At 66.9% G+C, this 26,256-nt stretch carries 28 protein-coding genes; 17 read left to right on the top strand and 11 right to left on the bottom strand.

The features are described 5' to 3' along the window. Nucleotide 1: 1 nt before the first annotated feature. Nucleotides 2-598, top strand: a complete 597-nt coding sequence (locus ACFTSF_RS20355) for a DJ-1/PfpI family protein (protein WP_380155205.1) — start codon at nt 2-4, stop codon at nt 596-598. Nucleotides 599-702: 104 nt separating this feature from the next. Beyond that, nucleotides 703-3,180: a X2-like carbohydrate binding domain-containing protein gene (locus tag ACFTSF_RS20350; protein WP_380155204.1), complete on the top strand. Its 2,478-nt coding sequence runs from the start codon at nt 703-705 to the stop codon at nt 3,178-3,180. Nucleotide 3,181: 1 nt separating this feature from the next. On the opposite strand, the gene ACFTSF_RS20345 is transcribed toward ACFTSF_RS20350, so the two are convergent. From ACFTSF_RS20345 to ACFTSF_RS20335, 3 genes are read right to left on the bottom strand one after another with little or no spacing between them, the layout of a single operon-like run. Beyond that, nucleotides 3,182-4,504: a PQQ-binding-like beta-propeller repeat protein gene (locus tag ACFTSF_RS20345; protein WP_380155203.1), complete on the bottom strand. Its 1,323-nt coding sequence runs from the start codon at nt 4,502-4,504 to the stop codon at nt 3,182-3,184. 30 nt (nt 4,505-4,534) lie between these two features. Further along, a complete protein-coding gene (locus ACFTSF_RS20340; protein ID WP_380155202.1) occupies nt 4,535-5,173 on the bottom strand; it encodes a response regulator transcription factor in 639 nt (212 codons plus the stop codon). After that, nucleotides 5,161-7,041 (bottom strand): histidine kinase, encoded by a 1,881-nt coding sequence (locus ACFTSF_RS20335; protein WP_380155201.1) that lies wholly within the window; start codon nt 7,039-7,041, stop codon nt 5,161-5,163. Before ACFTSF_RS20335 ends, ACFTSF_RS20340 begins: the two co-directional genes overlap by 13 nt. Before the next feature lie 137 nt (nt 7,042-7,178). Between ACFTSF_RS20335 and ACFTSF_RS20330 the strand changes: the two genes are divergently transcribed. Continuing rightward, nucleotides 7,179-7,496: a hypothetical protein gene (locus ACFTSF_RS20330; RefSeq protein ID WP_380155200.1), complete on the top strand. Its 318-nt coding sequence runs from the start codon at nt 7,179-7,181 to the stop codon at nt 7,494-7,496. A gap of 4 nt (nt 7,497-7,500) precedes the next feature. On the opposite strand, the gene ACFTSF_RS20325 is transcribed toward ACFTSF_RS20330, so the two are convergent. Continuing rightward, nucleotides 7,501-7,806, bottom strand: coding sequence for a DUF6506 family protein (locus tag ACFTSF_RS20325; protein WP_380155199.1), 306 nt, complete (start codon nt 7,804-7,806; stop codon nt 7,501-7,503). Between the two features lie 70 nt (nt 7,807-7,876). Here ACFTSF_RS20325 and ACFTSF_RS20320 point away from each other — a divergent pair, with 70 nt between their 5' ends. The 7 genes from ACFTSF_RS20320 to ACFTSF_RS20290 all read left to right on the top strand — a co-directional run bounded on the left by ACFTSF_RS20320 (nt 7,877) and on the right by ACFTSF_RS20290 (nt 12,694). Continuing rightward, nucleotides 7,877-8,371 (top strand): MarR family winged helix-turn-helix transcriptional regulator, encoded by a 495-nt coding sequence (locus ACFTSF_RS20320; protein WP_380155198.1) that lies wholly within the window; start codon nt 7,877-7,879, stop codon nt 8,369-8,371. 155 nt (nt 8,372-8,526) lie between these two features. After that, nucleotides 8,527-9,042: an RNA polymerase sigma factor gene (locus tag ACFTSF_RS20315; RefSeq protein ID WP_380155197.1), complete on the top strand. Its 516-nt coding sequence runs from the start codon at nt 8,527-8,529 to the stop codon at nt 9,040-9,042. Between the two features lie 95 nt (nt 9,043-9,137). Continuing rightward, a complete protein-coding gene (locus tag ACFTSF_RS20310; RefSeq protein ID WP_380155196.1) occupies nt 9,138-9,620 on the top strand; it encodes a hypothetical protein in 483 nt (160 codons plus the stop codon). A gap of 58 nt (nt 9,621-9,678) precedes the next feature. Continuing rightward, nucleotides 9,679-10,392 carry a VOC family protein gene (locus ACFTSF_RS20305; protein ID WP_380155195.1) on the top strand — a complete coding sequence of 238 codons (714 nt, stop codon included), beginning with the start codon at nt 9,679-9,681 and terminating at the stop codon, nt 10,390-10,392. A gap of 117 nt (nt 10,393-10,509) precedes the next feature. Continuing rightward, the gene (locus tag ACFTSF_RS20300; RefSeq protein WP_380155194.1) at nt 10,510-11,352 is read left to right on the top strand and encodes an endonuclease/exonuclease/phosphatase family protein; all 843 of its coding nucleotides are present in this window, start codon (nt 10,510-10,512) and stop codon (nt 11,350-11,352) included. Then, nucleotides 11,349-12,521, top strand: coding sequence for a zinc-dependent alcohol dehydrogenase (locus tag ACFTSF_RS20295; RefSeq protein ID WP_380155193.1), 1,173 nt, complete (start codon nt 11,349-11,351; stop codon nt 12,519-12,521). Before ACFTSF_RS20300 ends, ACFTSF_RS20295 begins: the two co-directional genes overlap by 4 nt. Further along, a complete protein-coding gene (locus ACFTSF_RS20290) occupies nt 12,521-12,694 on the top strand; it encodes a hypothetical protein (protein ID WP_380155192.1) in 174 nt (57 codons plus the stop codon). The genes ACFTSF_RS20295 and ACFTSF_RS20290 overlap by 1 nt, the downstream gene beginning before the upstream one ends. Before the next feature lie 178 nt (nt 12,695-12,872). Here ACFTSF_RS20290 and ACFTSF_RS20285 read toward each other — a convergent pair whose 3' ends face one another. From ACFTSF_RS20285 to ACFTSF_RS20275, 3 genes are all read right to left on the bottom strand, one after another. Beyond that, a complete protein-coding gene (locus ACFTSF_RS20285) occupies nt 12,873-13,568 on the bottom strand; it encodes an ANTAR domain-containing protein (RefSeq protein WP_380155191.1) in 696 nt (231 codons plus the stop codon). Nucleotides 13,569-13,646: 78 nt separating this feature from the next. Continuing rightward, nucleotides 13,647-15,200: a phytoene desaturase family protein gene (locus tag ACFTSF_RS20280; protein WP_380155190.1), complete on the bottom strand. Its 1,554-nt coding sequence runs from the start codon at nt 15,198-15,200 to the stop codon at nt 13,647-13,649. Next, entirely contained in the window at nt 15,197-16,678 is a 1,482-nt protein-coding gene (locus ACFTSF_RS20275) for an FAD-dependent oxidoreductase (protein WP_380155189.1), read from the bottom strand. Before ACFTSF_RS20275 ends, ACFTSF_RS20280 begins: the two co-directional genes overlap by 4 nt. A gap of 91 nt (nt 16,679-16,769) precedes the next feature. On the opposite strand from ACFTSF_RS20275, the gene ACFTSF_RS20270 reads away from it, so the two are divergent. Further along, a complete protein-coding gene (locus ACFTSF_RS20270) occupies nt 16,770-17,222 on the top strand; it encodes an SRPBCC family protein (RefSeq protein WP_380155188.1) in 453 nt (150 codons plus the stop codon). A gap of 61 nt (nt 17,223-17,283) precedes the next feature. On the opposite strand, the gene ACFTSF_RS20265 is transcribed toward ACFTSF_RS20270, so the two are convergent. After that, complete coding sequence (locus ACFTSF_RS20265; RefSeq protein WP_380155187.1) at nt 17,284-17,841, bottom strand: hemerythrin domain-containing protein; 558 nt, start codon at nt 17,839-17,841, stop codon at nt 17,284-17,286. A 169-nt stretch (nt 17,842-18,010) separates the two neighbouring features. On the opposite strand from ACFTSF_RS20265, the gene ACFTSF_RS20260 reads away from it, so the two are divergent. Genes ACFTSF_RS20260 through ACFTSF_RS20250 form a run of 3 tightly spaced genes read left to right on the top strand, consistent with a single transcriptional unit; the run spans nt 18,011 to nt 20,488 of the window. After that, entirely contained in the window at nt 18,011-18,826 is an 816-nt protein-coding gene (locus tag ACFTSF_RS20260) for a SigB/SigF/SigG family RNA polymerase sigma factor (RefSeq protein ID WP_380155186.1), read from the top strand. Nucleotides 18,827-18,846: 20 nt separating this feature from the next. Next, nucleotides 18,847-19,617 carry an endonuclease/exonuclease/phosphatase family protein gene (locus ACFTSF_RS20255; RefSeq protein ID WP_380155185.1) on the top strand — a complete coding sequence of 257 codons (771 nt, stop codon included), beginning with the start codon at nt 18,847-18,849 and terminating at the stop codon, nt 19,615-19,617. A gap of 10 nt (nt 19,618-19,627) precedes the next feature. Then, the gene (locus ACFTSF_RS20250; RefSeq protein ID WP_380155184.1) at nt 19,628-20,488 is read left to right on the top strand and encodes an alpha/beta fold hydrolase; all 861 of its coding nucleotides are present in this window, start codon (nt 19,628-19,630) and stop codon (nt 20,486-20,488) included. A gap of 21 nt (nt 20,489-20,509) precedes the next feature. On the opposite strand, the gene ACFTSF_RS20245 is transcribed toward ACFTSF_RS20250, so the two are convergent. Continuing rightward, entirely contained in the window at nt 20,510-20,737 is a 228-nt protein-coding gene (locus tag ACFTSF_RS20245; protein ID WP_380155183.1) for a hypothetical protein, read from the bottom strand. A 128-nt stretch (nt 20,738-20,865) separates the two neighbouring features. On the opposite strand from ACFTSF_RS20245, the gene ACFTSF_RS20240 reads away from it, so the two are divergent. The 3 genes from ACFTSF_RS20240 (at nt 20,866) to ACFTSF_RS20230 (ending at nt 23,017) form a co-directional block, all read left to right on the top strand. After that, nucleotides 20,866-21,177, top strand: coding sequence for a metalloregulator ArsR/SmtB family transcription factor (locus ACFTSF_RS20240; protein ID WP_344157864.1), 312 nt, complete (start codon nt 20,866-20,868; stop codon nt 21,175-21,177). Nucleotides 21,178-21,179: 2 nt separating this feature from the next. Beyond that, a complete protein-coding gene (locus ACFTSF_RS20235) occupies nt 21,180-21,911 on the top strand; it encodes an SRPBCC family protein (RefSeq protein ID WP_380155182.1) in 732 nt (243 codons plus the stop codon). A 185-nt stretch (nt 21,912-22,096) separates the two neighbouring features. Then, nucleotides 22,097-23,017, top strand: coding sequence for a LuxR C-terminal-related transcriptional regulator (locus ACFTSF_RS20230; RefSeq protein WP_380155181.1), 921 nt, complete (start codon nt 22,097-22,099; stop codon nt 23,015-23,017). Nucleotides 23,018-23,066: 49 nt separating this feature from the next. On the opposite strand, the gene ACFTSF_RS20225 is transcribed toward ACFTSF_RS20230, so the two are convergent. Both ACFTSF_RS20225 and ACFTSF_RS20220 read right to left on the bottom strand, forming a co-directional pair. Further along, nucleotides 23,067-25,274, bottom strand: a complete 2,208-nt coding sequence (locus ACFTSF_RS20225) for a M4 family metallopeptidase (RefSeq protein WP_380155180.1) — start codon at nt 25,272-25,274, stop codon at nt 23,067-23,069. Between the two features lie 207 nt (nt 25,275-25,481). Continuing rightward, nucleotides 25,482-26,030 carry a hypothetical protein gene (locus ACFTSF_RS20220; RefSeq protein WP_380155179.1) on the bottom strand — a complete coding sequence of 183 codons (549 nt, stop codon included), beginning with the start codon at nt 26,028-26,030 and terminating at the stop codon, nt 25,482-25,484. Between the last annotated feature and the right edge of the window lie 226 nt (nt 26,031-26,256).

Genomic DNA, 26,256 nt, shown 5'->3' with positions numbered 1-26,256 from the left:
CATGCACACCGCGATCCTGACCTTCGACGGCTACAACGAACTCGACTCCCTGATCGCCCTCGGCATCCTGAATCGCGTCCCCGGAGCGCGCGTATCGATCGCCAGTCCGACTCCCCGGGTGACCTCGATGAACGGCGTCACCATCGACGCCGCAATCGACCTCGAAGAAGCCTGTACGGCGGATGCCGTCATCGTCGGCAGTGGCAGCAAGACGCGCGAGGTGGTCGAGAACCCGGAGATCATGGCCGTCCTCAAGGGACTCGATCCCGAACGCCATCTCCTGGCTGCGCAGTGCTCCGGTGCTCTCGTGCTGGCCAAGCTCGGCCTGCTCGAAGACGTTCCCGCTTGCACCGACCTGACCTCCAAGCCCTGGGTGATCGCCGCCGGTGTCGAGGTCCTCAACCAGCCGTTCTTTGCTCGCGGCAACCTGGCCACGGCCGGCGGTTGCCTGGCCTCCACCTACCTCGCCACGTGGACGATCGCGCGACTGCACAGTCTCGAGGGTGCCGAGGCTGCGATGCATTACGTCGCCCCGGTCGGCGAGAAGGACGAGTACGTGACCAGAGCACTGCGGAACGTCACGCCGTACCTGACCTGAGGAAAGTCAGGCCATCGGATTTCCTATCGGATCTTGACGGACTTACTTAACCCGATCAAGATTCCCATATCCTATCCGATCCGCCAGGCAGAAGGTCGCCGCTGATGACCAGATCCAAGGCACTCCGAGGCGTCCTCGCGACGCTCGTGATCGCCGCACTCCTTCCCGTCGGCTCGGCGGCGGTGTCGTCCGCGGCGCCGCGCCCGGGCCCCGGCGCCGTTCCCGAGGCCGCTTCGCAACAGGGCGCCGTACCGCAGGCTCCCCTCCCGTCCAACGTCTCCGTGGCTCCTGGTGGACCGGCGGGTGCGCAGGCGGACAAGCCGTACATGGGCTGGAGCAGCTACAGCATGCAGGTGTACGCCGGGAACGGCGGTACCTGGATCAACGAGAAGCAGATCACGGCGCAGTCCGACGCGATGCACGCCAAGCTGCAGCCGTACGGGTACAATCGGATCAACATCGACGCAGCGTGGAACGACGGGATCGACGGCTACGGTCGGCCGACCCCGAGCGCGAAGAACTACCCCAGCGGCTTCCAGGCGCTGATCGACCACATCCACGGCAACGGCCAGAAGATCGGGATCTACGCGATCCCGGGTATCGGCCAGCAGGTGATCGACGCGGACCTGCCCGTGTACGGCGCTCCGGAGTGCAAGACCGGTGATCTGCCGGTGCGGCCGCTGGTGAAGGCCGACTACTGGGGCATCGGCTACAAGATCGACTTCTCCAAGCCCTGTGGGCAGAAGTACATCGACTCGATCGCGGATCTGTTCGCCTCCTGGGGGATCGACCTGGTCAAGTTCGACAGCGTCACGCCGGGTTCGGGCGTCAGCAACCTCACGCTCGACGCGCGCGACGACGTGAAGGCCTGGTCGACCGCGCTGGCCAAGCACAAGATCTGGCTCGAGCTGTCGTGGGCGCTCGACATCAACTACGCCGACTACTGGAAGCAGTACGCCAACGGCTGGCGGATCGACTGGGACGTCGAGTGCTACTGCGAGGGTGTCGCGTTGACCGCCTGGCCAAACATCAGCCGGCTCTTCCCGAAGCTCGCCGACTGGTGGCGGCACGCCGGCCCCGGCGGCTGGAACGACCTCGATTCGCTGAACGTCGGCAACGGCCAGATGGACGGCATGACCAAGGACGAGCGCCGTACGGCGGCAACGTTGTGGGCCGTGTCGGCCGCCCCGATGTACACGGGTAACGACATGACGCGGCTCGACCAGTACGGTCTCGACCTGCTGACGAACCGCGAGGTCATCGCGGTCAACCAGGCCGGCCGGCCCGCGCACCCGGTGTCCACCACGTCGAACCGCCAGGTCTGGTACTCGCTCAACGCCGACAGCAGCTACACCGTTGCCCTGTTCAACCTCGGCCAGACCGACGCGAACATGACCGCGACCTTCGCCGACCTCGGACTGACCGGTTCCGCGAAGGTTCGGGACCTGTGGGCCAAGAAGGACCTTGGCACGTTCAACGGCAGTTTCACGGCGAACGACGTACCGATTCATGGTGCTCGGCTGTTCAAGGTGACGCCGCAGTCGAACTCCACGATCAAGGTCAACGACGACGACCTGCGGGTCTCGTACGACGGTGACTGGAAGCGGAACGGCAATTACGAGGTCCCGGCGACCTCCGAGCCGCTGAACGTCACGATCTCCGACTCGGCCGGCGCGAGCGCCCCGGGCGCGGCCAACGCCGGTACCCGGACTCTCGAGATCAACAACGACAACTCGCAGATCGTCTACACCGGTTCGTGGAGCCGCAGTACCGGCCGTGGTCTCGGTGACTACCAGGACGACGTCCAGTATTCCGAGCAGAACGGCGACTCGTTCTCGTACAGCTTCGTCGGGAACGGCGTCGACTACGTCACCGAGACGCACAACTCCCAGGGCGAGGTGGACATCTACATCGACGGCCAGCTCAAGCAGACCGTCAACACCTACCAGGCCGACGGCCGTGGTGCTCAGCAGGTCGTCTACAGCATCTCCGACCTGCCGAACGGCGCCCACACGATCCGCGGGGTGAAGAAGAGCGGCCAGTTCATGCTGGTCGACAAGCTGAACGTTCGCCAGGAGAGCCTGCTCAACCCGGACAAGGCGACGTTCAACAAGGCGCAGCCGGCCGACGTCAGCATCGAGATCAGCCGTGACCCGGGCGAGCTCGCCGCCATCGCCGGTCTGGTCAAGGGCACCGACTACACCGTCACCGGCCGCACAGTCACCATCAAGAAGGAGTACCTCGCCAAGCAGCCGGTCGGAACCGTAGCCCTCGACTTCCGCTTCCGCGGCGACTACCGCGACGACGTCCACGCCACCACGGCGAACGGCGCCTCGGCCTCCTTCACCTTCACTGGTTCTTCGGTCGAGTGGTCAACCGCATTGGCGCCTGACCAAGGTGAGGCCGACGTCTACCTCGACGGCAAGGTCGTTCGCCGGGTGAACCTGCACGGCGACGCCCGCGTCACGGCTCGCCAGGTCTTCACCGCCACCGGCCTGCGAAACACCCAGCACACCCTGAAGATCGTGAAGGTCTCCGGCGACGCCCTCCGCCACGACACCTTCGGCTACACGATCAAGTGACTCACTTGAAGAACTGAATGCGGTCGTCGGCCCCGGCGGACTGAGTAATCAGCCAGTCGGGGCCGAGGCCCAGCAGGTCGGCCGATCCTTCGGCCGACCACAGGGCATTTCCGGTGCGTACGTCGTTCACCCGGACGGCCGGCCCGGCGATCTCGTGGGCGACCCGATCGCCGACCACCGCGACTGCCTGATCCCGGCCGGCCAGCATGGTCCGTGGGAGCTCGATTTGCCAGCGCTGGTTGCCGTTCGCCGTGTCCAGCCCGACCAAGTCGATCTCGTTCGAGAACTCGCCGACCTGGATCAGGAGCGTCCGGTCAGTCAGTCCGACGGGGATGCCTTTCACCCTGCTCGTCCAGCGGACCTTGCCGGTCGTCAGGTCGATCAGCGCCACTGTCTTCTCCTTGGTCGGTACGGCGAGCAGTCGGCTCGTCAACGCCGGATAGCCTGCCTGCCCACCGTTGTCCCAGCGCCAGCCGCGCTGTTGCCAGAGGTAGCGGCCGGTCAGCACGTCATGCCCGCTGATTCGGATCGCGCCGCCCGAGAACCGCTCGTCCCACATCAGCCCGAGCCGTCCGGTGGTGAGCGTCAGGTACTGGTCCCAGGCCTCGAAGGTCTTACCCGGCCTGCCGGTGGCAGTGGCCAGTGCAGTCATCAGTCGTTCTTTCCCCGTGTCCCGGCCGAAGACGACGTACGGTGCGGGCCGGACGAGGTTCGGCTCGCCAAGGCTGTAGTAGTGGGCGGTGACGTCCGAGCCCGGGGCATCGACGTTCGGCGTGGTTCCGATCGGGAAGTCGGCGTGCCAGCGCTCCTTGAAACTCGGCAACTGCAGACCCCGCACCCGGCAGGTCCTGCCCGCACAATCCGGTACGACGACCCAGTCCGCAGTGATCCCGGCGTTCTGGCGGCCGGCGGCGTGCTTCTTGCGGTACTTGACTTTGCCGGACCGGATATCGACACCCTGGAACAGACTGACCTGCTCGATCAGCACGACCGCTTTGGTCACCGAGACCCGGACCTCACCGCTCACCGGGACCTTCCACAGCACCTTCCCATCGGCGCGGTTCAGCCCCGCAACCAGCTTTCTGCCGTGGACGACCACTGTCTCGCCGAGGACGGTCGCATTCTCGAACTCACCGGCCCCGGGAAGCGCCGCGGTCCACGCGGCCGGCCGCTGCGGCTCGGACGGCGTAGTCGGCACACTCGGCGTTGGCGAGGGCGTCGACGGAGTTGGGGTCGGTGGAGTGGCGACGGGCTTCTCAGCCGCGCATCCGGCCAAAGCCAGCGCCGTCACCAGACATCCGAACGTCGCTGTCAGCCTGTTCACCCGGAGGATGCTAGACCGGAATGAGGGTCGTCAGACCTGGGCCCGCAGATAGGCGAGGACAGCCAGGACCCGGCGGTGAGCGTCGGCGGTGTCGGCCAGCTGAAGCCGCTGGAAGATCGATCGCATGTGGGTTTCGACTGTGCGGTCGGTGACCACGAGCTTGGCCGCGATGGATTTGTTGGAGTGGCCCTCGGCAACCAACGCGAGGACTTCCTGCTCGCGCGCGGACAGGTCGGCGAGCAGCGGGCGACGGGTGGTGAGCAGGGCGGCGACGATCTCGGGGTCGAGGGCTGATCCGCCGGCGGCGACCCGGTCGAGAGCGTCGAGGAAGTCGTCGACGCGCAGGACCCGGTCCTTCAGCAGATAACCGAAGGCGCCGGTCGAGACGAGCTTGACCGAATGCGTGGTCTCGATGTGCTGGGACAGGACGAGGATCGGCTGCCGCGGCCGTCGGCCGCGGATCTCCTGGGCCGCGCGGGCGCCGTCATCGGTCATCGTCGGCGGCATCCGGACGTCGATGATCGCCAGGTCAGGCGTGTGTTCGTCGATCGCCGCCGGAAGCGCGACCGCGTCCCCGATACTCGCCACCACTTCGTGGCCTGATTCGGTGAGCAACCGGATCAGGCCTTCCCGGAACAGGACCGAGTCCTCGGCGATCAGGATCCGCACGGCAGCACCGCCACGATCGTCGTACCGGTCCCGCGTTCGCTCGTCACGGTGAACTGACCTCCGATGGATCCGACCCGGTCGCGCAAGGTGGTGAGCCCGGAAGCACCGCCGCGGCCGTCGTCGCTGACCCGGATCTCCAGCTTGCCCTCGGCCTGACGTGCGGAGACCTCGATCGCGGTGGCATCCGCGTGCTTCAGGACATTGGCCATCGCCTCGGCGACGACGAAGTACGCCGTACTGGCGACCAGCTCGTCTGGGTCGTCGCCGTCCAGCGCGATCTCGAACCGGACCGGGAGCGGCGCGTCGGCGCCGAGTCTGGTCAGGGCAGCGCCCAGTCCGTCGTGGAGGCTCGCGGGGCGGACGCCGTGGGCGAGCCGGCGCAGTTCGGCGACCGTGTTCTCGATGCGCTCGACCGCCTGATCCAGTTCGGCGCCGACCGGATGTCCGTCCGGCAACCGGCGTTGGGCCAGCCGGAGTTGCATGCCGAGGGCAACCAGTTGCTGCTGCGCGCCGTCGTGCAGGTCACGCTCGAGTCGGCGACGTTCCTGAGCGGCCGCGGTGACCAGCCGGAGCCGACTCTCGTCGATCTCGTGCACCGCCCGGCGCAACCCGAGCCGTAACCGGCTCACTTCGATCGGCAGCCGGGCGGCCGAGGCGGCCAGCTTGCCTTGCCGGACGCGGCGGGCGGATCCGGGAGTCAACACGAGTACGCCGAGATCCGTGTCGCTGCTGCGCAACGTCACCAGCTCGCCTGTCGGCGGCTCGGCGGGGGCGCCGGTGAGATCGACGTACCCGCTGCCGTCGAGATCGGTCAGCAGCAGCACCAACTGTGGATCGCCGACGGCCGTTCGCAGCACGTCCTGGACGTTCTCGGGCTCGGCCGAACCGTCTCGGACCTGCTCGACGAAGCGTTGGATCCGATCGAGGACGACCGCTCGATCACGATCGATCACGCGCGCCACGGCCCGGTGGATGACTCCGTGCAACGGCAGTACGCCGAGCGCCACCAGGAACACCGACCCGGTCAGGCCGACGCGGTCGTCGTCGATCAGGTAGTCGAGGCTGCCGGCGATCCCGGCCAATGCGACCGCCGCGACCGCGGTCGTCAGCACCCAGGCGAGTGAATCGCTGAGCAGCCGGCCGATCTCGAACAGGTCATACCGCAGTACGGCGATCGTCACCGCGGCCGGGACCAGGATGACGATGCCGAGCAGGAAACCGCCGTACACCTCGGGCCCGAGCCAACCGAAGGCCGCGACCACCCAACTGGCGACCATCAGCGTCAGTACCAGGACAGCCGCGAGGATGAGCCACTTCAGCTGCTCGCGGACCCGATCGTCACCGGTTCGGTAGCGAACGACAACGGCTGCCACGCACAGTACGGAGACGACGAGCAGCACGAACAGCGCACCGAACATCATCGGGTACCAGATCGCCCGCGGTACCGAGATGGGCGAGTGCATCGGCGGGTCGTCGTGGTAGTTCATCGTCAGCACGAAGGCCACGTTCACGAGCAACGCAGCCCCCGGTACGGCGAACGCCACCGCCCGCCAGCGCCGGCCGGGTAACAACCCGTCGGGGAACACCAGCAGCAGCGCCAGGAACCCGACGAGTTGCCACGGCCAAACCCCTGGCCCGCTCCACGCCTCGACCGCCGGGACCACAGCGAGCGACGCGGCCAGCCACGTCAGCACCGGTCCGACCACGTAGCCGGGGGCACGGACGACCAGCAACCAGCCGAGCCCGAGCGGTACGGCGTCCAGCACGAATACCGGCGTGAGTTCGGCGCTGCGGCCCAGAGCCAGCGCCGCCACCGCGGCCAGGCAGACGCAGGTGGCCGCGGTTGCAGACCACCGTGCTCGGCTCATGCCGTCATTGTGCAGCCCCGGACCGCTCGGTGGGATCAGTGACAGCACTGGCTCGGAGTCCAGCGGTGACCTCGATGCGCCCGGCCGGCTTCGGCCGGGATCGTCGATGTCATCACCACTACTCCACGGAGGTCACCATGATTGCGATCCTCACCATCCTCGTCGCGCTGCCACTCGGGCTGCTGGTCCGCAACCGCCTCGCGGCGTACCTGATCTTCGCCATCGCGTTCGCGCAGATCTACACCTTCCAGTCGATCAACCTCGTGATGGAGTGGGTCAACGGGTCCACCGAGGCCTTCCCGCGCGACGGCAAGACCGAACTCCTCGGCGGCACCCTCGGGTACCTCGAGTTCACCAGCGCGATCTACGCCGTCGGCTTCGGCCTGATCACCCTCGGCCACTGGCTCCGCAGCCGCCGCCGGACCGCCAAGAACCACGAAGTGGCCCTCGGCTGAGCTGTCACTGCGGGAAGAGGGCGGCGAGGCCGTGGATCGACTCGACGCCGTAGTTGGTCCCGCCGACCGGAACCTTGCCCTCGGTCGCGGCGAGAACCTCGGTCACCACGGCCGGGCCGAGGCCGCCGCAGACCTCGATGAGCTGAGCGCCGTCGGCGACCAATTGCTTGGCGACTTCGGCGGCCAAGGCCCGGTCCGGGACCGGCACGATCGTGGTGGTTAGGCCGCCGACGCTGATCACCGCGCGGTCGCGGATCGGGTCCTCCGTGCCGAGACCCAGGTAGATGAAGGCCCAGCTGCTGAACGCCATGTGAACTCTCCTCGGGGTAGGTAGCTTGATGCCAAGCTAGTTGACTTGATGCCAAGCTAAACTGCGCAGGGTGCAGAAAGATTCCGTGGACCGGATGATCGACGCGTGGGCCGGCACGCAACCCGACCTCGATGTCAGCCCACTCGAGGTGGCCGGCCGCCTCCTGCTGTGTGCCCACCACCTCCAGCAGGCCCTGACCGAGGCACTCCAGCCACTCGGCCTGACCTTCCCCGACTTCGACGTCCTGAACACGCTCCGCCGCCGCGCCGACCCCACCGGAACCAATCCGACGGATCTCGCCGAGTCGGCGCTGATCACCACTGGCGCCATGACCTCGCGCCTCCACCGTCTCGAGCAGGCCGGTCTCATCCGTCGCGTCCCCGACCCCGCCGACGGCCGCGCGGTCCGCGTCAACCTGACTCCCCGAGGCCGCGCCCTCGCCAAACGAGCCCTCACCAAGGTCCTCGCCGCCGACGAAACCTTCCTCGCCCCGCTCACCTCCCCTCAGCGTGGCGAAGTCGCAGGAACCCTCCGTCAGCTCCTGCTATCGGTCGAGGCTGGTTAGCCGGGCGGACCTGTGCCACTCACTAAGTGCCCTCGACGGCGGGTTTCGGACGGCGGCTGAGCGTGGGCTCCTGCGTGCTGCAGAGGTTGGTGAGTGGGGGCGGTCCGCTCCTGAAAGGATCGGGGTCGTGCCGGACAGGTGGGAGTGTGACTTCCATGCGTGAGCAACGCTTCGAGGCCCTGGTGCGGGCGGTTGGCGAGCCGCTGCATCGCTACCTGGTACGCCGAACCGACCCGGCCGCGGTCGACGACGTACTGGCCGAGACGATGCTCGTGCTCTGGCGGCGGATCGACGACGTACCGCACCTGGATGACGTGCTGCCGTGGTGCTACGGCGTAGCTCGGGGGTGTCTCGCCAACGCTCGTCGTGCCGAACGACGCAGGCTGCGGCTGGTCGATCGGTTGGCGCGGACGCCTGCGGTGTCGGAGCCTGCAGAGCACGTCGAGTTGTACGACGCGTTGCGGACGCTCGGGGAGCTCGATCGCGAGGTGGTCATGCTCTGGGCGTGGGAGGGCCTTGCGCCCCAGGCGATCGCGGAGGCCACCGGGCTGACGCCGAACGCGGTGAGTATTCGGTTGCACAGGGCAAAGAAAAAGCTCGCCGTACAGCTGGAGAGAAAGAACGGCGCGACGGCCGGACAGGAACGGGTCATGAGAGGGAGTGAACTGTGAACGACGACGAACTGCTGGCCCAGTTGAAGGCCGCCGACCCGGCGTCACGACGGGGCGCTCCCCAACCGGACCTAGACCGCCTCCTGGAGATCCCTATGAGCACAGACACTCAGACCCGCCCTGCCCATCGCCGCCTGATTCCCGCCGTAGCCGCCGGCCTCCTGATCGCCGCCGGTGGGCTCATCTGGGGCGTCACCGCCGGCAACGACGAGCCACCCATCGCCACTCCGCCGGTCCCGACCGTCAAACTGACCGTCGGCAGCGAGGCCGCCGGCAAGTGCCGCGCACTCGAGGTGGCCGATCTCCAGCGACTGCCGGTCGCCTTCGAAGGCAAAGTCACTGCCGTCACCGGCGACCTGATCTCCCTCAAGGTCGCGCACTGGTACCGCGGCGGCCCCGGCGACAACGTCGAGGTCCAAGCGATGCCGGAAGACGTTCTCACCCTGTTGGGGGTCGACTTCAAGGTCGGCGAAAGTTACCTGGTCTCCGCCGCGAACGGCCAAGTCAGCATCTGCGGCGCCAGCGGTCTCAGCACCCCCGAACTCCGCCAACTCTACGAACAGGCCTACGCCGGCTGACCCGCTGTCGTACACTGTACGGTACAGTGGACGGTTCATGGGTGAAGGAGGCGTTGGGATGGCTGGTGAGGTGGCGGTGCCGTTGTTGCCGTGTGCGTCGATCGACGAGGTGGTGGCGTTCTACGAGGTGCTGGGATTCCGGCGGACCTACCAGCAGCTGCGGCCGAATCCGTACGTCATCGTGCAGCGTGAGGACCTGCGGCTGGACTTCTTCGGGATGCCGGGCTTCGATCCTGCGAACTCGTACGGGACGTGCGTCGTGATGGTGCCGGACACCGGGGAGATCTTCCGGGCATTCGCGGAGGGGATGCGGGCGGCGTACGGGAAGATCCTGGTCGCCGGCATCCCGCGGATGACCCGACCGCGCAAACGCAAGAACGTCGACAACATCTCAGGCTTCTCGGTCATCGATCCCGGCGGGAACTGGATCAGGTTCTTCGCGACCAAGCCGGCGGCCGACGAACCGGACGATGCGGCGCTGAGCAGACTGGGCGCTTCCCTGAAGAGCGCGGTGGTGATGGGCGATTCCAAGGGCGTCGAAGAGCAGGCGATCCGCATCCTCGACTCAGCCCTCAAGCGCTACCGAGCCACAGCAACAGTCGAGGACCTGATCAACGTCCTCGCCTACCGAGCCGAACTGGCAATCCGAGTCGACGACACAGCGGCGGCCCGGGACTACGTCGCGCAGATCCACGACATCCCGTTGACAGACGAGCAACGCACCGCCCTCGCGGAAGTCCTGTCCGGCCTGAATGAGCTCCAAGCTGGTTGATCTCAGTTCTTGTCGGGGTCTGCGGGCCGGTGCTGGATTCGCCGGTTGACTTGACGATGGTGGCGGCGCCACGGCTGACTGCCTCCGGTACCCGGGGGCATCCGTGCGACCTGTTTTGTGGCGGGTACCGGGCGGAGCGTGCGGGTCGCCACTTTGAATGTCTTTGGGCTGCGGGCGAACTGGCCTGGGCGCCGTGCGTTGATGAGTGCGGGGTTTGCGCGGTTCAGGCCGGATCTGGTGGCGCTGCAGGAGGTGGTTGCGAACGATCAGGCTCGGCAGGTGCTCGGCGATGGGTACGAGTTCGCGCACCACAGCGAGCGGGAGAGTAACGGGGAGGGGATCTCGCTCGCGTCGCGTTGGCCGATCACGGCTGTTCATGAAGTTGACCTGCATCTAGGGCCTCGTGCGGCTGGGTTTGCGTGTTCTGCGATGGTGGCTGAGATCGACGCGCCTGGTCCGATCGGGCGGATGTTGTTCGTCAATCACATGCCGGACTGGCAGCTCACCCATGAGGCGGAACGCGAACGCCAGGCCGTTGCGGTCGCCAAGTTCATCGAGGATCTGGTGGGCACAGCCCGCCGACACGTGATCGTGGCCGGCGATTTCAATGCGGCTCCCGATGCCGCCAGCGTTCGGTTCTGGACCGGGAAGCAGTCGCTGGACAACGTGAGTGTCTGCTATCGCGACGCCTGGGCAGCGGTCCACGGCAGCGATCCCGGCCACACGTTCACCCCGGAGAACACGCTCACCACAACCGCCGAGTACGGCGAGTGGGCCACCGAGCTCGGTCGGCGGATCGACTACATCCTCGTCCGATCGACCGGCCACGGGCCGTCTCTCCACATCACCGAATGCCGGCGACTGTTCGACCACCCCACGGAAGGCGTTTGGCCGAGTGACCACTTCGGGGTCGGAGCTGTCCTGGCAATCCCCGCGCGGAGCAAAGGAGTAGACGCATGAAGGCACTGACCTGGCAAGGCAAACGGAAGATCGAGTACGGCGAGGTGCCGGATCCGCGGATCGAGGATCCGACCGATGCGGTGATCAAGGTGACGTCGACCGGGATCTGCGGATCGGATCTCCATCTGTACGAGGTGATGAGCCCGTTCCTGGATGCCGGTGATGTCCTCGGTCACGAGTCGATCGGGATCGTCGAGGAGGTCGGTACCGCGGTCACCAACCTCAGCGTCGGCGATCGCGTCGTCGTACCGTTCCAGATCGCGTGCGGGTCGTGCTTCATGTGCAACCGGAATCTGCAGACCCAGTGCGAGACCACGCAGGTTCGCGAGCAGGGGATGGGTGCGGCGCTGTTCGGCTACACCAAGCTGTATGGGCAGATCCCCGGCGGCCAGGCTGAGTACCTTCGCGTTCCCCAGGCGCAGTACGGGCCGATCAAGGTGCCGCACGGTCCGCCGGATGACCGTTTCGTCTACCTGTCCGACGTGCTGCCGACGGCCTGGCAGGCGGTCCAGTACGCCGGAATCCCGGACGGCGGCACGGTCGTCGTACTGGGCCTTGGTCCGATCGGTGACATGTCCTGCCGGGTCGCATTGCACCACGGGTATCGCGTGATCGGGGTCGATTTGGTCGCCGAGCGGTTGGAGCGGGCGCGGCGATACGGCGTCGAGATCCTCGAGTACGGCGACGATGTCGCGGACGCGATCCTGGACCTGACCGATGGCCGTGGACCGGATTCGGTGATCGATGCCGTCGGCATGGAAGCGCATGGTTCGCCGGGAGCCAAGTTCGCACAGCAGGCGGCCGGGTTGCTGCCCGATGCGATCCAGGGACCGCTCATGCAGAAGGCCGGCGTGGATCGTCTCGCGGCGTTGCTGCTCGCGGTCGAGGTCGTCCGGCGAGGCGGGATCATCTCGTTGATCGGCGTGTACGGCGGGATGGCCGATCCGCTGCCGATGCTGACGATGTTCGACAAGCAGATCCAGCTTCGGATGGGTCAGGCCAACGTCCGGCGCTGGAGCGACGACATCCTGCCCCTGCTCGGCGACGACGATCCGCTGCGCGTCGACACCTTCGCCACGCACCGGCTCCCGCTCTCCGACGGCCCCGACGCCTACGAGATGTTCCAGCAGAAGCGCGACGGCGCCGTCAAGATCCTGCTCACGCCGTGATGGACAACCAAGCCTTCTACCGGGGCTATCTCCAGCGCTGCAACGAATACCGCTTCGACGAGCTCGGCGAATTCGTCGCCGAGGACGTCGAGGTCAACGGCCTGCCGTCCGGCATCACGCCGTACGGCGATGGGCTGCGTTCGGTCGTGGACAGCTATCCGAACTTCCGTTAGGAACTGCACCGATTGCTGGTCGACGGCGATTGGCTCAGTGCCCACTTGTTCGACACGTTCACCACGGTGGACGGTAGGGCCGCCGTACTGCAGGAGTTTGCGTTGTACCGGCTGAGCGGCGGCCGGATCGTGCAGGTGTGGGGCGATCTCGAACAGGATCGGTTGGCGAACCGCTGAGTTAGTGGGGGAGGTTGCGGGTGTTGATGAGTTCTTGGGCGACGTCGCGGAGTTTGCGGTTGGTGTCCTGGGAATAGCGTCGCAGTACCTCGAAGGCGCGGTCGGCGTCGAGGTCGTAGCGCTCCATCAGGATGCCCATCGCCTGACCGACCAACTTGCGGGCGTCGACCGCGTGGGCCAGTTGCTGCTCGTGCCGAGTGGTGGCGACCGCGACCGACGCGTGGCGGGCCAGGATGTGCGCTACCGCGAGGTCGTCCTGGCCGAAGGCGTCCGCGTGCGTGCTGTACAGGCCGAGCACTCCGAGCGTGCCGGACGCGGTGGTCAGCGGTACGTCGAGGACGCTGCGCACGCCCAGTTCGAGGACTTTGCCCGCCCACTCCGGCCAGCGGTCGTCGGTCGCGGTATCCACGACGAGAACGGTCGAGTGGTCCCGCATCGACTCCGCCAGCGGGCCCTTGCCACCGTCCATCTGCAGTTGGTAGATCTCGGCGACGACCGGGTCGGTGACGGCGGGGATCTCCAGCCTGCCCCCAGCCAGTGACAGCGCGACTCCCGCGTGTGAACAGTCCAGCGCCTGCAGCGCGAACTCGACGACCGCCTGGACGGTCTCCTCGACGTCTGCACTGGCGTGGAGCTCGAGCGCGAGCTGGGCGAACCGCTCAGCCGCGTTGTCGGCGAGGTCGAAGTCTTGATCCATGTCCCCAATCCTCCCTCACCGCGAGGAATGTAATCGGGTACCGGCAGGTAGGCGACCTGGCGAGTCCGGCGAAGCTGATCAGCCGGCGTGGAAGAGGGCGGCTCGGGCGGCGTTGGAGCCGCAGGCGCCGTGGACTCCGCCGCCGGGGTGGGCCGAGGCGGAGGCCAGGTAGAGGCACTTGATGGCGGTCTCGGCGCGGCCGAGGCCCGGCATCGGGCGAAGGAACAGTTCCTGGCGCAGGCCCGACGTACCGCCGTTGACGGCGCCGCCGACGAGGTTGGCGTCGCGGCGCTGGAGCTCGACCGGGCTGAGGATGCGGCGCGCGGTGATGTGCTCGGCGAACCCAGGGGCGAACTGCTCGACCCGGGCCTCGATTCGATCGGCCATTGCCTCCGCTTCGGCGTCGTCCCAGCGCCCGGTCAGGTCTCCGCCGGCGTCGCCGCGCACCTGCTGCGGGACGTGGGTGTAGGCCCACGCGGACTCCGTACCGGCGGGGGACCGCGAGGGATCGGCGGCCGTCATCTGTCCCATCAGCAGGAACGGCCGATCCGGGATCCACCCGTCCGCCAACTGCTTGGACCACCTCCGCAGATCCGGTACCGAGTCCGCGAGATGGGCCGTCCCGGGCGTCAACTCGGGCCTGTCGCGCCACGGGATCGGTGCGTTCAGTGCCCAGTCGACCTTGATCGTGCCCGGATCCCAGCGGAACGCCTTGAGTCGCTGATGCACATGCCGCGGCAGGTCCTCCTCGGCGATGAGCTCCCGGTACAACGCCGGTGCCGAGACATCCGCGAGGATGGCCCGGCGCGCGCCGTACTGGGTCCCGTCATCAGTCCGTACGGCGACCGCGCGGCCCCCGCGGATGATGATCCGGTCGACCCGTGCCTGGCAGACGGTCTTGCCGCCACGAGCCGCGAACCGATCGGCCAACGCGCGCGACAACTCGCCAGCACCACCACGCGGTACGGGATAACCGTGCTGCTGCGCGATCATCACCAGCAACCACCCCATCAGCCCCGACCCCGGCGCGGTCGGCGCGATGTCCGCATGCTGCGAGTTCGTTGCCATCAGCATCTTTGCGGCCTCACCCGCGAACCGCCGGTTGCCGACCCATTGGACCGGCCCAAGCAGCACCTGCAGGCGCTTGAATCCCCTTGCCCCTAAGAGTTCCCGCAGTACGCCGAGTCCTGCGCGCACCGGCGGAAACGGGCTCAGCAGCGCGTCGATCACCGCGGGGCCGACGCGCTCCCAGTCGCCGTACAGATCGAGCCACGCCTGACCGTCACCGGGGTGCAACGCATCGAGCGCCGCCGCCGTATCAGCCGGCTCGGGGTGCACGAGAGCCCAACCGCCGGTCGACAACGGGTTGCCGACCGGAGACGGAGCGTTCGACCACTCCAGTCCGTACTCATCGAGCTTCAGACCTCTGATCGTCGGCGACACCGCAGCCAAGGGATAGAACGAGCTGAACGTGTCATGTACGAAGGCCGGATCAACATCCCGCGAACTCCGCACCGCGCCACCGACCGCGTCATTCGCCTCCAGCAGTACGACGTCCCACCCAGCATCGACCAGCAAGTTCGCCGCCACCAGCCCATTCGGCCCAGCCCCGACGACAACAGCATCACTCATGGTGTGGCCAGGGGGTTGGTGGCGGGGCCGTCGAGGACCTTGCCGTCGGGGGTGAAGCGGGAGCCGTGGCAGTTGCAGTCCCAGGTGGTGTCGCCTTGGTTCCAGCGCAGTGGGCACCCGAGGTGCGTGCAGACCGGTACGACGGTGTGCAGCCGGCCGTCGTGGTCGCAGTAGGCTCCGACGGTCTTCCCGTCGAGGTCGTACAGGCCGCCCTCGCCAACCTCAACGTGGTCCAGGCCGCCGCCGACCAGCCGGCGTACGTGACCGGCGACGAGCTCCTTGCCGACCTTGAGGTTGTCCTTCACCAGCGTGGCAACGGAGTGGGCGTCGCCGATCCGGCCTGCGTCGTACAGGGCACCGAATTCGTTGTCTCGCTTGAGGATCAGGTCCCGAAGGATGCCTGCAGCAATGGTTCCGTTGCTCAGTCCCCATTTGTGCATGCCGGTGGCAACGAGGACTGGCGAGCCGGGTGCCTTGCCGACGTACGGAAGGTGGTCCGGCGTGCTGTAGTCGTGGGCCGACCATCGGTACTCCGGTTCGAGTCGCGTATTCCACAGTGAGCCGGCCCAGTCGGCGAGGCTGCGGTAGGCGGCGTCGGTGTCGGACTGGTCGCCGACCTCGTGACCGCTGCCGACGACGATCAGCCCGTTCGGACCACCGCTCGGCCAAGGTCTGGTCGATCGGGTTGGCCCGTCGGCCGAGATCGCCATCCCGGTCGGTGCCGGAACCGGAAGCCGGACGGCGATGCCGTGGGACTGCTGCGGGCGAGTCCGGGCGAAGTAGCCGCCGAGAGTGCCGAACGGGAGCAGCGTCGCCACGATCGCGTGGTCCGCGCGGATGACCGCGCCGGGCTCGGTCTTGGCCTCGATCCCATCATCGAGTTCCGTCACCCGGGTGTGTTCGAAGATCCGCCCGCCGGCCGCGATGAACGCTTCCGCCAGTCCAGCGAGATACCGCGCGGGATGGAGCTGCACCTGGTTGTCGAAGCGGACGACCCCGGTCGCCTTCACCGGTAGGTCCAGGCCGGCTGCGAAGCTCGCCGGCAACCCGAGCTCGGCTGCAACCTCCGCCTCTCGCCGGAGATCCAGGTCCTCCGTGGCGTAGACGAAGGCAGGAGTGCGGATGAACTCGCAGTCGATACCAAACCTGTCGACCAACGCCGCGACCCGTTCCACTCCAGCCTGATTCGCCATCGCATACTGCCGAGCCACCTCGACACCGTGCCGGTCAACCAGCTGGGCGTAGATCGCGCCGTGCTGCGAGGTGACCTTCCCGGTCGTGTTCCCGCTGGTCCGCGCGCCGATCCGGTCGGCTTCGACAAGCACGACGTCGGCGCCCTCCAGTTGGAGTTCCAACGCCGTGGTCAGGCCGACCACGCCACCACCCACCACGAGTACGTCGGTACGGCGGTCGGCGCCGATCCCGTCGTACCGGGACATGTTCGCAGTGGCGAGCCAAACGGATGCGGAGGTCGTCATACCCGTTCGGTACCCATGCGGGAATCAACCAGCTGATGACGGGCACCGGGGTCGGCGATCACAGAGTCCATCACAGCTTGGAGGAATGGCGATGAGCACGATCACGCAGTCCATCGATGTCGAGGTGCCGGTGACGACGGCGTACAACCAATGGACGCAGTTCGAGTCGTTCCCGCAGTTCATGGAAGGCGTGGAGGAGATCCGTCAGCTGGATGCGACGCACAACCACTGGGTGGTGAAGGTCGGTGGGGCGACGCGCGAGTTCGACGCGACCGTGACCGAGCAGCATGCCGATGAGCGGGTGGCGTGGAGGTCGGACTCGGGTCCGCAGCACGCCGGGGTCGTCACCTTCCACAAGCTCTCCGACACCACCAGCCGGGTGACCGCGCAGATGGATATCGACCCGGAGGGCTTCCTGGAGAAGGTGGGCGACAAGCTCGGTGTGGTCGAGGGGCGCGTGAAGGGCGATCTCCAGCGGTTCAAGGAATTCATCGAGGAGCGCGGCGGCGAGACCGGTGGCTGGCGCGGCGACGTACCGCGATAGTTGCTCCAATCAACGGATCCCCCACCTGCTGAGGTGGGGGATCCGTTGGTTGCGGGGTGGCTCAGCTTTCGCCTGCGCTCTCGACCTTCTTCTTCAGCTCGTCCTTGGACAGACCCGAGGTGCCGGAGATGTCGGCGTTGGCGGCCTGCTGGGCCAGCTGGTCGCGCGTCATGTCGCCCGGTTGCTCGCCGAGGTGTTCCTTGCGGCTGGCGGCGAACGCGTCACCGAGTTCGGCCCGGCGCTGATCGGACAGGTTCGACCGCATTCCGGGCAGAACCTTGGTCTCTTCCTCTTCGACGTGGTGGGTGACCGCGTCGACCAGGTTCTGCAGGACGGTGTCGAAGTCGGCCGATGCCGGGTCGGTCGCGGCGAGCTTGGCCAGCAGTTGGTCGGCCTCGATGTGCTCCTGCTGGCTGTGCGACACCTCTTCCTTCTCGCCGGCCTCCGCGGCGGCCACCGGGTAGACCTCGGCCTCCTCGGCGCGGCTGTGTGCGGTGAGCAACGTCGTCAATACCGGCAGTAGGTTCGGGCGCTTCTCCGGGCTGTTCTTGAGTTCTTCGAACAGCCGCTCGACCTCACGGTGGTCCTGCAGGATCAGGTCCACGACGTCAGCGGACATCGTTGCCTCCTTCGCTCGATGAGATGACGGCGCCCCGGTACCCAGCCGAAACCAGCCGGTTCGCGCATGAGATCGGAGCAGGTGGGTAATTGAGAGCCATTCTTTGACCGCGGTCCAGATGCGTGCCGCGCCGTGACGTGAGTGTCGCGAGGTCAAAATGACTGTTTCTGTGAGTAGTTCTCAGCAATTGGCGCCGATGGAGTGTTCGTCGGCAGCGGATCGGGCCGCCCGGGAGGCGGCGACGGTCGAGTTGTTCGAGCAGCGGGGCCGGACGACGGATCCAGGCGAGCAGCAGCTGTTGCTCGAGCGGATCGTGGAGCTGAATCTGGAGATCGCCCGGGGGATCGCGCAGCGGTTCCGGGGGCGCGGTGTCGAGCAGGAGGATCTCGAGCAGGTGGCCTTCGTCGGGCTGATGAAGGCGGCGACGAACTACCGGCTGGACGCCGACACGCCGTTCATCGGATACGCCGTACCGACGATCAGAGGCGAGGTACGGCGGTACTTCCGCGACTCGGCGTGGACCGTCCGGATCCCGCGGCGGTTGCAGGAGTTGCAAGGGCTGGTGTCGGCGAAACTGCCCGACCTGGAGCAGGAGCTGGGCCGCGAGCCGACAACCGAGGAACTGGCCGCGTATCTCGAGGTCGACGTCGACGAGATCGAGCAGGCGCTGGCAGCCAAGGGCTGTTTCAACACGCTGTCGCTGGATCGGCCGGCCGAGGACAACGGGTTGAGTCTGGCCGACCTGGTCCCGGATCAGGAGGACACCGCGGTCAGCCAGTTGGAGGCAGTGGACATGCTGCAGCCGATCCTGGAGGACCTCGGTCCGCGGGAACGCCGAATCCTCGAACTGCGGTTCATCGAAGGCTGGACCCAGTCCGACATCGGCGCCGAGATCGGCGTCAGCCAGATGCAGGTATCCCGCCTGCTGCGCCGAACCCTCACCACCTTGCGCGAACGCCTGACTCCCTTGCAGGCAGCGGCTTGACTGTGAATCAAGTCCGGGTGATGACGTGGAATATCTGGTGGCGCTTCGGTCCTCGCTGGCAGGAGCGCCAACCAGGCATTCTCGCGACGATTCGCCGCTTCACACCCGACATCGTCGGGCTGCAGGAGGTGTGGGGTTCGGAGGCTGGAACGCAGGCTGATGAGCTGGCCGATGCCTTGGGCATGTATGCCGCATTCGCCGCGCCCTCGTATCCCGCGCCGCCGGACGACTCCGAGGTCGAACTGGGAGTCGCGCTGCTCAGTCGCTGGCCGATCACTCAGTACGACGGGGTCGTGATGCCGTCTCGTCATCGGGCGTGGGATCCCGTCGTACTGAAGGCTGTAGTGGAGCATCCAGCCGGGCCGTTGCCGATTCTGGTGGCCTGTCTGGAGCACGCGACCACCTACAGCGACGATCGCTTGGCTCAAGCCGCGCTGCTGGCCGATCTTGCGACCGACCCGTCGACCGACGGACCGTGCCCGTCGCTGGCGATCGGCGACCTCAACGCCGCGCCCGACAGCGCCGTACTGCGGCCGATGCGCGACGTACTGATTGATGCCTGGACGGGGGATTCGGATGCGGTCACCCTGCCGTCCAGCCATCCGTCGGCTCCGCTCGAAGCTGGGCCAGAACTGGTTGATCAGCGCATCGATCACATCTTCTACCGACCAGGCCACGAGGATCAGCTGGTCAACGTCGAGTCGGCGACGATCTGCGGAGATGCGTACGACGGTGTCTATCCGTCCGATCACCGGCCGGTCATCTGCGACTTCCGCTGGCGCGATCGATAGGAGACGGCTCGTGTTCGAGGGCTTTCAGCTGGATCGGATCGGCGGACTGCGAGTGCGGCACGGCGGTTCCGGGCCGCCCGTGGTGCTGCTGCACGGACATCCCAGGACACACACGACGTGGTGGCAGGTCGCGCCCGAACTCGCTCGGGAGTTCACCGTGGTCTGCCCGGATCTCCGCGGGTACGGCGAGTCGCACAAACCGCTTTCGGATGCGACCCACACGCCGTACTCGAAGCGATCGATGGCTCGCGACATCACGTCGCTGATGTCTGAACTCGGTCATGAACGCTTTGCCATCGTCGGCCATGACCGAGGCTCGTACGTCGCCTATCGGACCGCACTGGATTGGCCGGAACGGATCACCAAGCTCGTGGTCATCGACGGGGTGCCGGTGGTCGAGGCGTTGGAACGGTGTGACGCCAAGTTCGCCGCGGACTGGTGGCACTGGTGGTTCTTCGGTCAACTAGCGAAGCCGGCCGAACGGGTGATCTGCGCCGATCCCGAAACCTGGTACAACGCCTGGACCTCGAACGGCCCCGACCAACTGGGACCGGAGAACCACGCCGACTTCCTCGCGGCGATCCGCAACCCGGCCACCGTGCACGCGATGCTCGAGGACTACCGCGCCGGCCTGGGCGTCGACCGCCAAGCCGACGAAGACGATCGCGCAGCCGGCCGCCAGCTCACCTGTCCCACCATGATGTTGTGGTCGACGCGGGACGACATCGAAGACATCTACGGAGATCCCTTGCAGGTATGGCGTTCCTGGTGTCCACAGATCGTTGGTCACGGCATCGACTCGACCCACCACGTCGCGGAGAACGCGCCCGCCGAACTGGTTCGCAGCCTGCAAACCTTCTTGCAAACCTAGCCCGACGGGCGCCCGTGCGGATCAGTTCCACCAGTAGAAGTGATAGCCGCCGCCCTTGTAGTAGATCTCGCCGACGATGTAGTTCTTCACGAACCCGTAGTCGTACCACTGCGCCCAGCACGCGTCATAGTCGTAGCCGCAGGAAACCTCGCCCTCGGCCTGCACTCCCGCCTGCGCCCCGGTGGCCCCACCGCAAGCCACCGCCACAACCATCGTCGCCACCGCGATCATCCGTCTACCCGTACTCATCACTCCGCCCTCCAGCCGTTGGTCACGCCTTGTATCTCAACCGGTACCCACGGTGATAGCCGCGAAGCATGCGGCTGAACTGGTACATGCTCTTGTGGTTATATAGCTAGCTGGGTATGTTGGTGTGCGTGAGCGTTCCCTTCGCGGTCCTGGCCGAGCCGAGACGGCAGCAGATCCTCGAGTTGCTGCGGCAGCGGCCGCGCCTGGTCGGTGAGCTGACCGACGAGCTCGGTCTCAGCCAGCCCGGTGTCTCCAAACACCTGCGTGTCCTGCGTGAGGCAGGGCTGGTTGGTGTGCGGCACGACGCGCAGCGCCGGTGGTACGAACTGCGGCTGGAGCCGCTGCGCGAACTGGACACCTGGCTGCATCCCTACCGGGTGCTGTGGAACCGCGCTCTGGACGACCTCGAAGAGCACCTCGACACCATGCCGGAAGGATGACGATGGCGAACGAAAACCTGCGGAAGATCGAGGGCCGCTCGGTACTGCGCATGGAGCGGCAACTGCGGCATCGACCCGAGAAGGTCTGGCGCGCACTGACCGATCCGGCTGAGCTGATCCACTGGTTCCCCGCGTCTGTGCAGCTCGAGCCGCGGATCGGTAGCCGCGTCGAGTACCAGATGGACGGCGAGTCGGGCGGCGACGGGCAAGTGCTCGAGTTCGATCCGCCCCGAGTGTTCGCCATCACCTGGAGCGGCGAGGTTCTCCGCTGGGAGTTGCTACCCACCGACGACGGCTGCCTGCTGGTCCTCACCCACACCTTCGACGACCACTTCGGCGCTGCAAGCTTCGCCTCCGGCTGGACCCTCTGCCTGGATGCCCTGGACCAACGCCTCCTCGGCAAATCAACCGACATCGCCCCAGACACCGGCGAACTCCACGACCGCTTCCTGGAACTGCTCAACCTCAACCAAGGCACGGCCGAACAAACCCCAGACGGCTGGACCATCCGCTTCGAACGCCAACTCACCCGCCCCGCCGACACAGTCCGACCCCTGCTGGCGTCGTACCAGGATCCCAACGTCCACTACGAACTCACCCAGGGCACCGGCCACGGCGCCCGCCTGATCCTCACCCAGACCGGCCTACCCACCCCAGACAAAGCCCTGGCCACCTGGCGCGAACGCCTGGACAACCTCGCCACCGACCTACTGAAGACCCCGCCGGCCGAGTAGGGAATCGACGACGCGACAGACAGTGACGGTCCAGGCGGTCTTGGTGACGCGGGAGCTTATCGTTTAAGTTCTTGCCGCTCCGGCCCTCGCGCAGCGGCCGGAGAAGGTGGTAGGACGGCCGCATGCAGTTGTCATCAGCACCATTCCTCTCGGCCTCCGCGGAGCCGCTCTACCGTGCTGCCGTCGTGAGCGGGAGGACGTGTTTGGAGGACCTGGCCGAGCGCGCCGGTGTCGACCGTGCCGCCGCTGAGCACGAGGTGCAGGTGTTGGCTGCCATCGGTCTGCTTGAGGTTGGTGACGGGGTGATCGAGGCGATTGCTCCGCGGATGCCGCTGGAGCAGGTTGCGGTCGAGCATGCGAAGGCGGCTGACGCTGCTCGGCGGCTGGCCTCGGTCTTCGCGGACATCTGGAGCGAAGCCGGCGGTCGGCCGAACTTCGTGGAGGTCATCGCCGACGAGACCCGGATCAACGCGGTTGAAGCGAAGCTGATGGATGACACGGCCGCTACCGTCGACGGTTTGTGCATCGGCCCCGTGTCACCGCGGAAAGTGCAGCCCGGGATGAAGATCCCGCGGCCCGAGGTGGCGGTCGGGTTTCTCGACGCCTTGGCGCGCGGCGTCCGGGGGCGCGGCCTCTATGGCGTGTCGGTTCTCGAGGACTTCGAGGGACTTGCCGCCGTCCACCAGTGCATCGCGGCCGGCGAACAGGCGCGCGTCTTCGCGCAGGTGCCACTCAACCTGATGGTGTTCGACGACAAGCGTGCGTTGATCACGGTGCCCGGCCAGGAAGGCGCACGGCGTTCGGCCATCGTCGTCCACGAGTCCGGCCTGCTCGACTGCTTGGTCGGCCTCTTCGACATCTTCTGGCAGATGGGCGTGCCGCTGTCGGCAGAGTCTCAGGTGGTCGACGCGCTGGGTGGTCCCGGTCCGGAAGAACAGCAGCTGCTGTCCTATCTCGCTGCGGGGCTCACCGACGAGGCGATCGCCCGCGACCTCGGGGTGAGCGCTCGAACGGTCGGCCGGCGGATCGCTCGGCTTGAAGAGGTGCTCGGCGCCCACAGCCGATTCCAGTTGGCCGTCCAGGCGAGTCGCCGGGATTGGATCTGACCTACGGAACGGCTCCGGCGCACCTACGCCGGAGCCGTCCGTTCAAGGGTTACTCCGACACGGTTGCGGTGAACGCGCCGGATCCGGAGTCGGCCTTCACCACGATGCGGTAGGTACCCGCCGTGTTGTTGTAGGTGAACGACTCGTCCGGGTTCGGGGTGATGCCCTGGGCAACTGTCGTCCAGGAGCCGAAGCGCTGCTTCTGCAGGTAGACGTCGAAGTCGGCGCCGGTCGGCCCGTCGAGGCAGACCTTGAGCTGACCCGCGTCACTGTCGGTGAAGGCGGGGAACGTCTTGCTGCCGCCCGAGGCGAGGGTGCCGGTGTACTTGAGCTGGCCGGTGCACGTCCCGCCACCGCCGCTGGTGGAGACGACCCAGGAGAACGACACGCTGGCCGTCTTGCCGGCGGCGTCCGTGACCTTCGCCGTCACCGACGAGGTGGCCGCGGTGGTCGGCGTACCGGAGATGAGGCCGGTCGACGCGTTGACCGTGAGGCCGGCCGGGAGACCCGTCGCCGACCACGAGTACGGCGTCGTACCGCCGGTCGCGGCGAGCTGCAGCGTGTCAGCGGTCCCGACCGTGCTGGTCTGCGAGCCGGGGTTGGTGACCGCAGGAGCGCCGGGCTCGGGGTTGCCGGTGCCACAGGTCTCGGTCGTCGCCGCGACGGCGATGGCCGTGTACGCCTTCTCGACCGCCAGGCACTCGGCCGAACCCTGGCCGTACAGGTCCTTGGCGGACTTGATCGAGCCGGTGCGGGCGTCGGAGTACTTGCTCGACGACGTCAGGTACGTCGCCAGCGTGCGGTACCAGATCTTCTCGGCCTTCGCGTGACCGATGCCGGTCACGGCCGCGGCGCCGGAGCAGGTGGGGGAGTCGTAGTTCTTCCCGTTGATCGTCTTGGCGCCCGAGCCCTCGGACAGCATGTAGTACCAGTGGTTGAGCGGGCCCGAGGAGAAGTGCGGGTCGAGGCTGCCGAGCGTCGACGACCAGCAGTCCTTCGACCGGCCGTCCTTGCTGGGCTTGTCCATGTAGCGCAGCGGCGTGCCGTTGCCGTTGATGTCGATCTCTTCGCCGATGAAGTAGTCCGGTACGTCGTTGGGGTTGTTCACGTAGAACTCGACCGCGGTACCGAAGATGTCGGAGTTCGCCTCGTTCAGGCCCCCGGCCTCACCGCTGTACACGAGTCCGGCGGTGTTCTCGGTGACACCGTGGCTCATCTCGTGCGCCGCGACATCCAGCTCGGTGAGCGGGGCGGCGTTACCCGCACCGTCGCCGTACGACATCTGCGTGCCGTCCCAGAACGCGTTGACCATCGCGTTGGCGAAGTGAACGCGCGAGCGGGCGCCGCGGCCGTCGTTCCAGATGCCGTTCCGGCCGAGCTGTGTCTTGTAGTACTCAAAGGTCTTCTGCGCGCCGTAGAGCGCGTCGACGGCAGCTGACGCACGGTCGGACTGCGCACCCGTGCCCCACTTGTCGTCGGCGTCGGTGAAGAGGTCACCGTCCGGGCCCTCACCCGTGTTCGGGTCGCCCTGGTTGTGTACGTCGGTGGCGGTGTTGCCCAACGAGTCGCGCATCTCGAAGCCGCCGCCGGACTTGGCGGTGGTGTTGATGGTGACGTTGCCGACGAAGATGCCGTTGCCGGTACCGGTCTTGATCTCGTCGTCGCTCAACAGCACGGCGCCGCTGTTGGCGTCCACGTACGTGTGCAGCCGGGTCGGAACCTGGTTGGCGCGAATACCGGTCGTCAGTACGTCGTACGCCAGCTTCGGGCCCTGGTCGGTCACCAGGACGACCAGCTCGTTCGCGGCGGCCTTCTCGTCCTTGGTGGCCTGCGAGGCGGCAAGACCCTTCGCCTGTGCCGTCTTCTTGGAGACCTTCGGGGTCCGCGACGCGGGCGCGATGCTCTTGCGGCCGAGGTTGTACGTGACCTGTTCGACCGAGCCCTTCGCGTCCTTGTGGGCGACCAGGTCACCACCGATGACACGGAGCCCATCGAGGGTGCGCTCGTACCGCACATGCTTGCCGCCGTCGGCATCCTCGAGGACAGCCTTGACGGTCAGCTTCTCACCTGACGCCAAGCCCAGGGCGGACGCACTCGCCGAAGCACGCGCCTGCTCGTCGGCAGTCAGGGACTTCGGCTCCTGGGCGACAGCGCCAGGGGGAGTCTGGTCGGCGTTGGCCGAGAACACCGGCACCATCACCAGCCCAGCAGCGAGGAGGCCGCTGACAGCGGCCACCCTGGTCTTGGTTCGATTCACAACTGCTCCTTAGGCGGAGGCCGACGATCGGTCGGCCTGACACGCGCCGGCCGCGTAGGGGCAACGGCAGGCGCTTGGGGTGCTCCGAGTTTGGGCACCCCGCCTGAGCAGTGGAAGACGTCACGTTGTCGGAGATCGGCACCGCCGATTTACGACATCACCTCGGGCTCCGGACATCGTTGCCAAAGGCCCCGACGCGCAGCGACATCACTGGGGCGAGCAGAGCGTCTGATCGGTGGTGTGCCGGACGCACCAGGTGGCTCCAGGCCACCCTTGCCTGGCGTCCGCCGGACTCACGAACTGCCGCGGCCACCCCTCTGCATCGACGCCCAGGTACTTACCGGTACTGCGGGATTGGATCAGGGTGGCGCCCCCGATCACCCGGATCAACCACTCCTGGTCCGGGTGGTGATGGCTGCTGTCACAAGGACGGGCGTTGACCGCGTTGGTCGAGTGGCCCCAGATGGCATCGAGGCATTTGTAGGGACTGGAGTACGGCAGAAACACTTCGTAGTAAGCGTCCGCGCCACTGGACTGGTTCGTCAACCACCACTCTTGGGGGTGGATGCTCTGACATGGCTTGAGGTAGAGCGCTTGTTCGTCGGACCCGAGAGTGAGACAGGTCTGCGTCACGGCGTTCCGAAATCGCATGTGGCCCCAGTATTCCCCCGGATAACCGGAGGCCTGCGGGACGGCGACCAGCGTGGTGGCGAGAAGGACAAGGAAGCTGAGCGCTCCGCGCACGAATCTTGGCATAGCGCGATGTTCGCCGCATCCTCATTGCACGGTCAGAGGCGATCGACTCGATCCACGGTCAGCATTGTCCTCCCCTTAGGGCATCGGGCCGTGCGGCCAGAGGAATGGTTCCTGTTGCCGGCGGGCAGGTGGGCTCAGATCGCCGGTCGGATCCGGGCGCCACAACCGGACCGGCGGCGACACCTAGTGGGGAGCTCGGACACCTGACCAGATGTCCGAACTCCCC

Source organism: Kribbella sp. NPDC056951, assembly GCF_042674205.1.
In the GTDB taxonomy this organism is placed as follows: domain Bacteria; phylum Actinomycetota; class Actinomycetes; order Propionibacteriales; family Kribbellaceae; genus Kribbella; species Kribbella yunnanensis.
The sequence above is the reverse complement of the archived record's forward strand: the minus strand, read 5'-3'. Positions and strand labels throughout refer to the sequence as shown.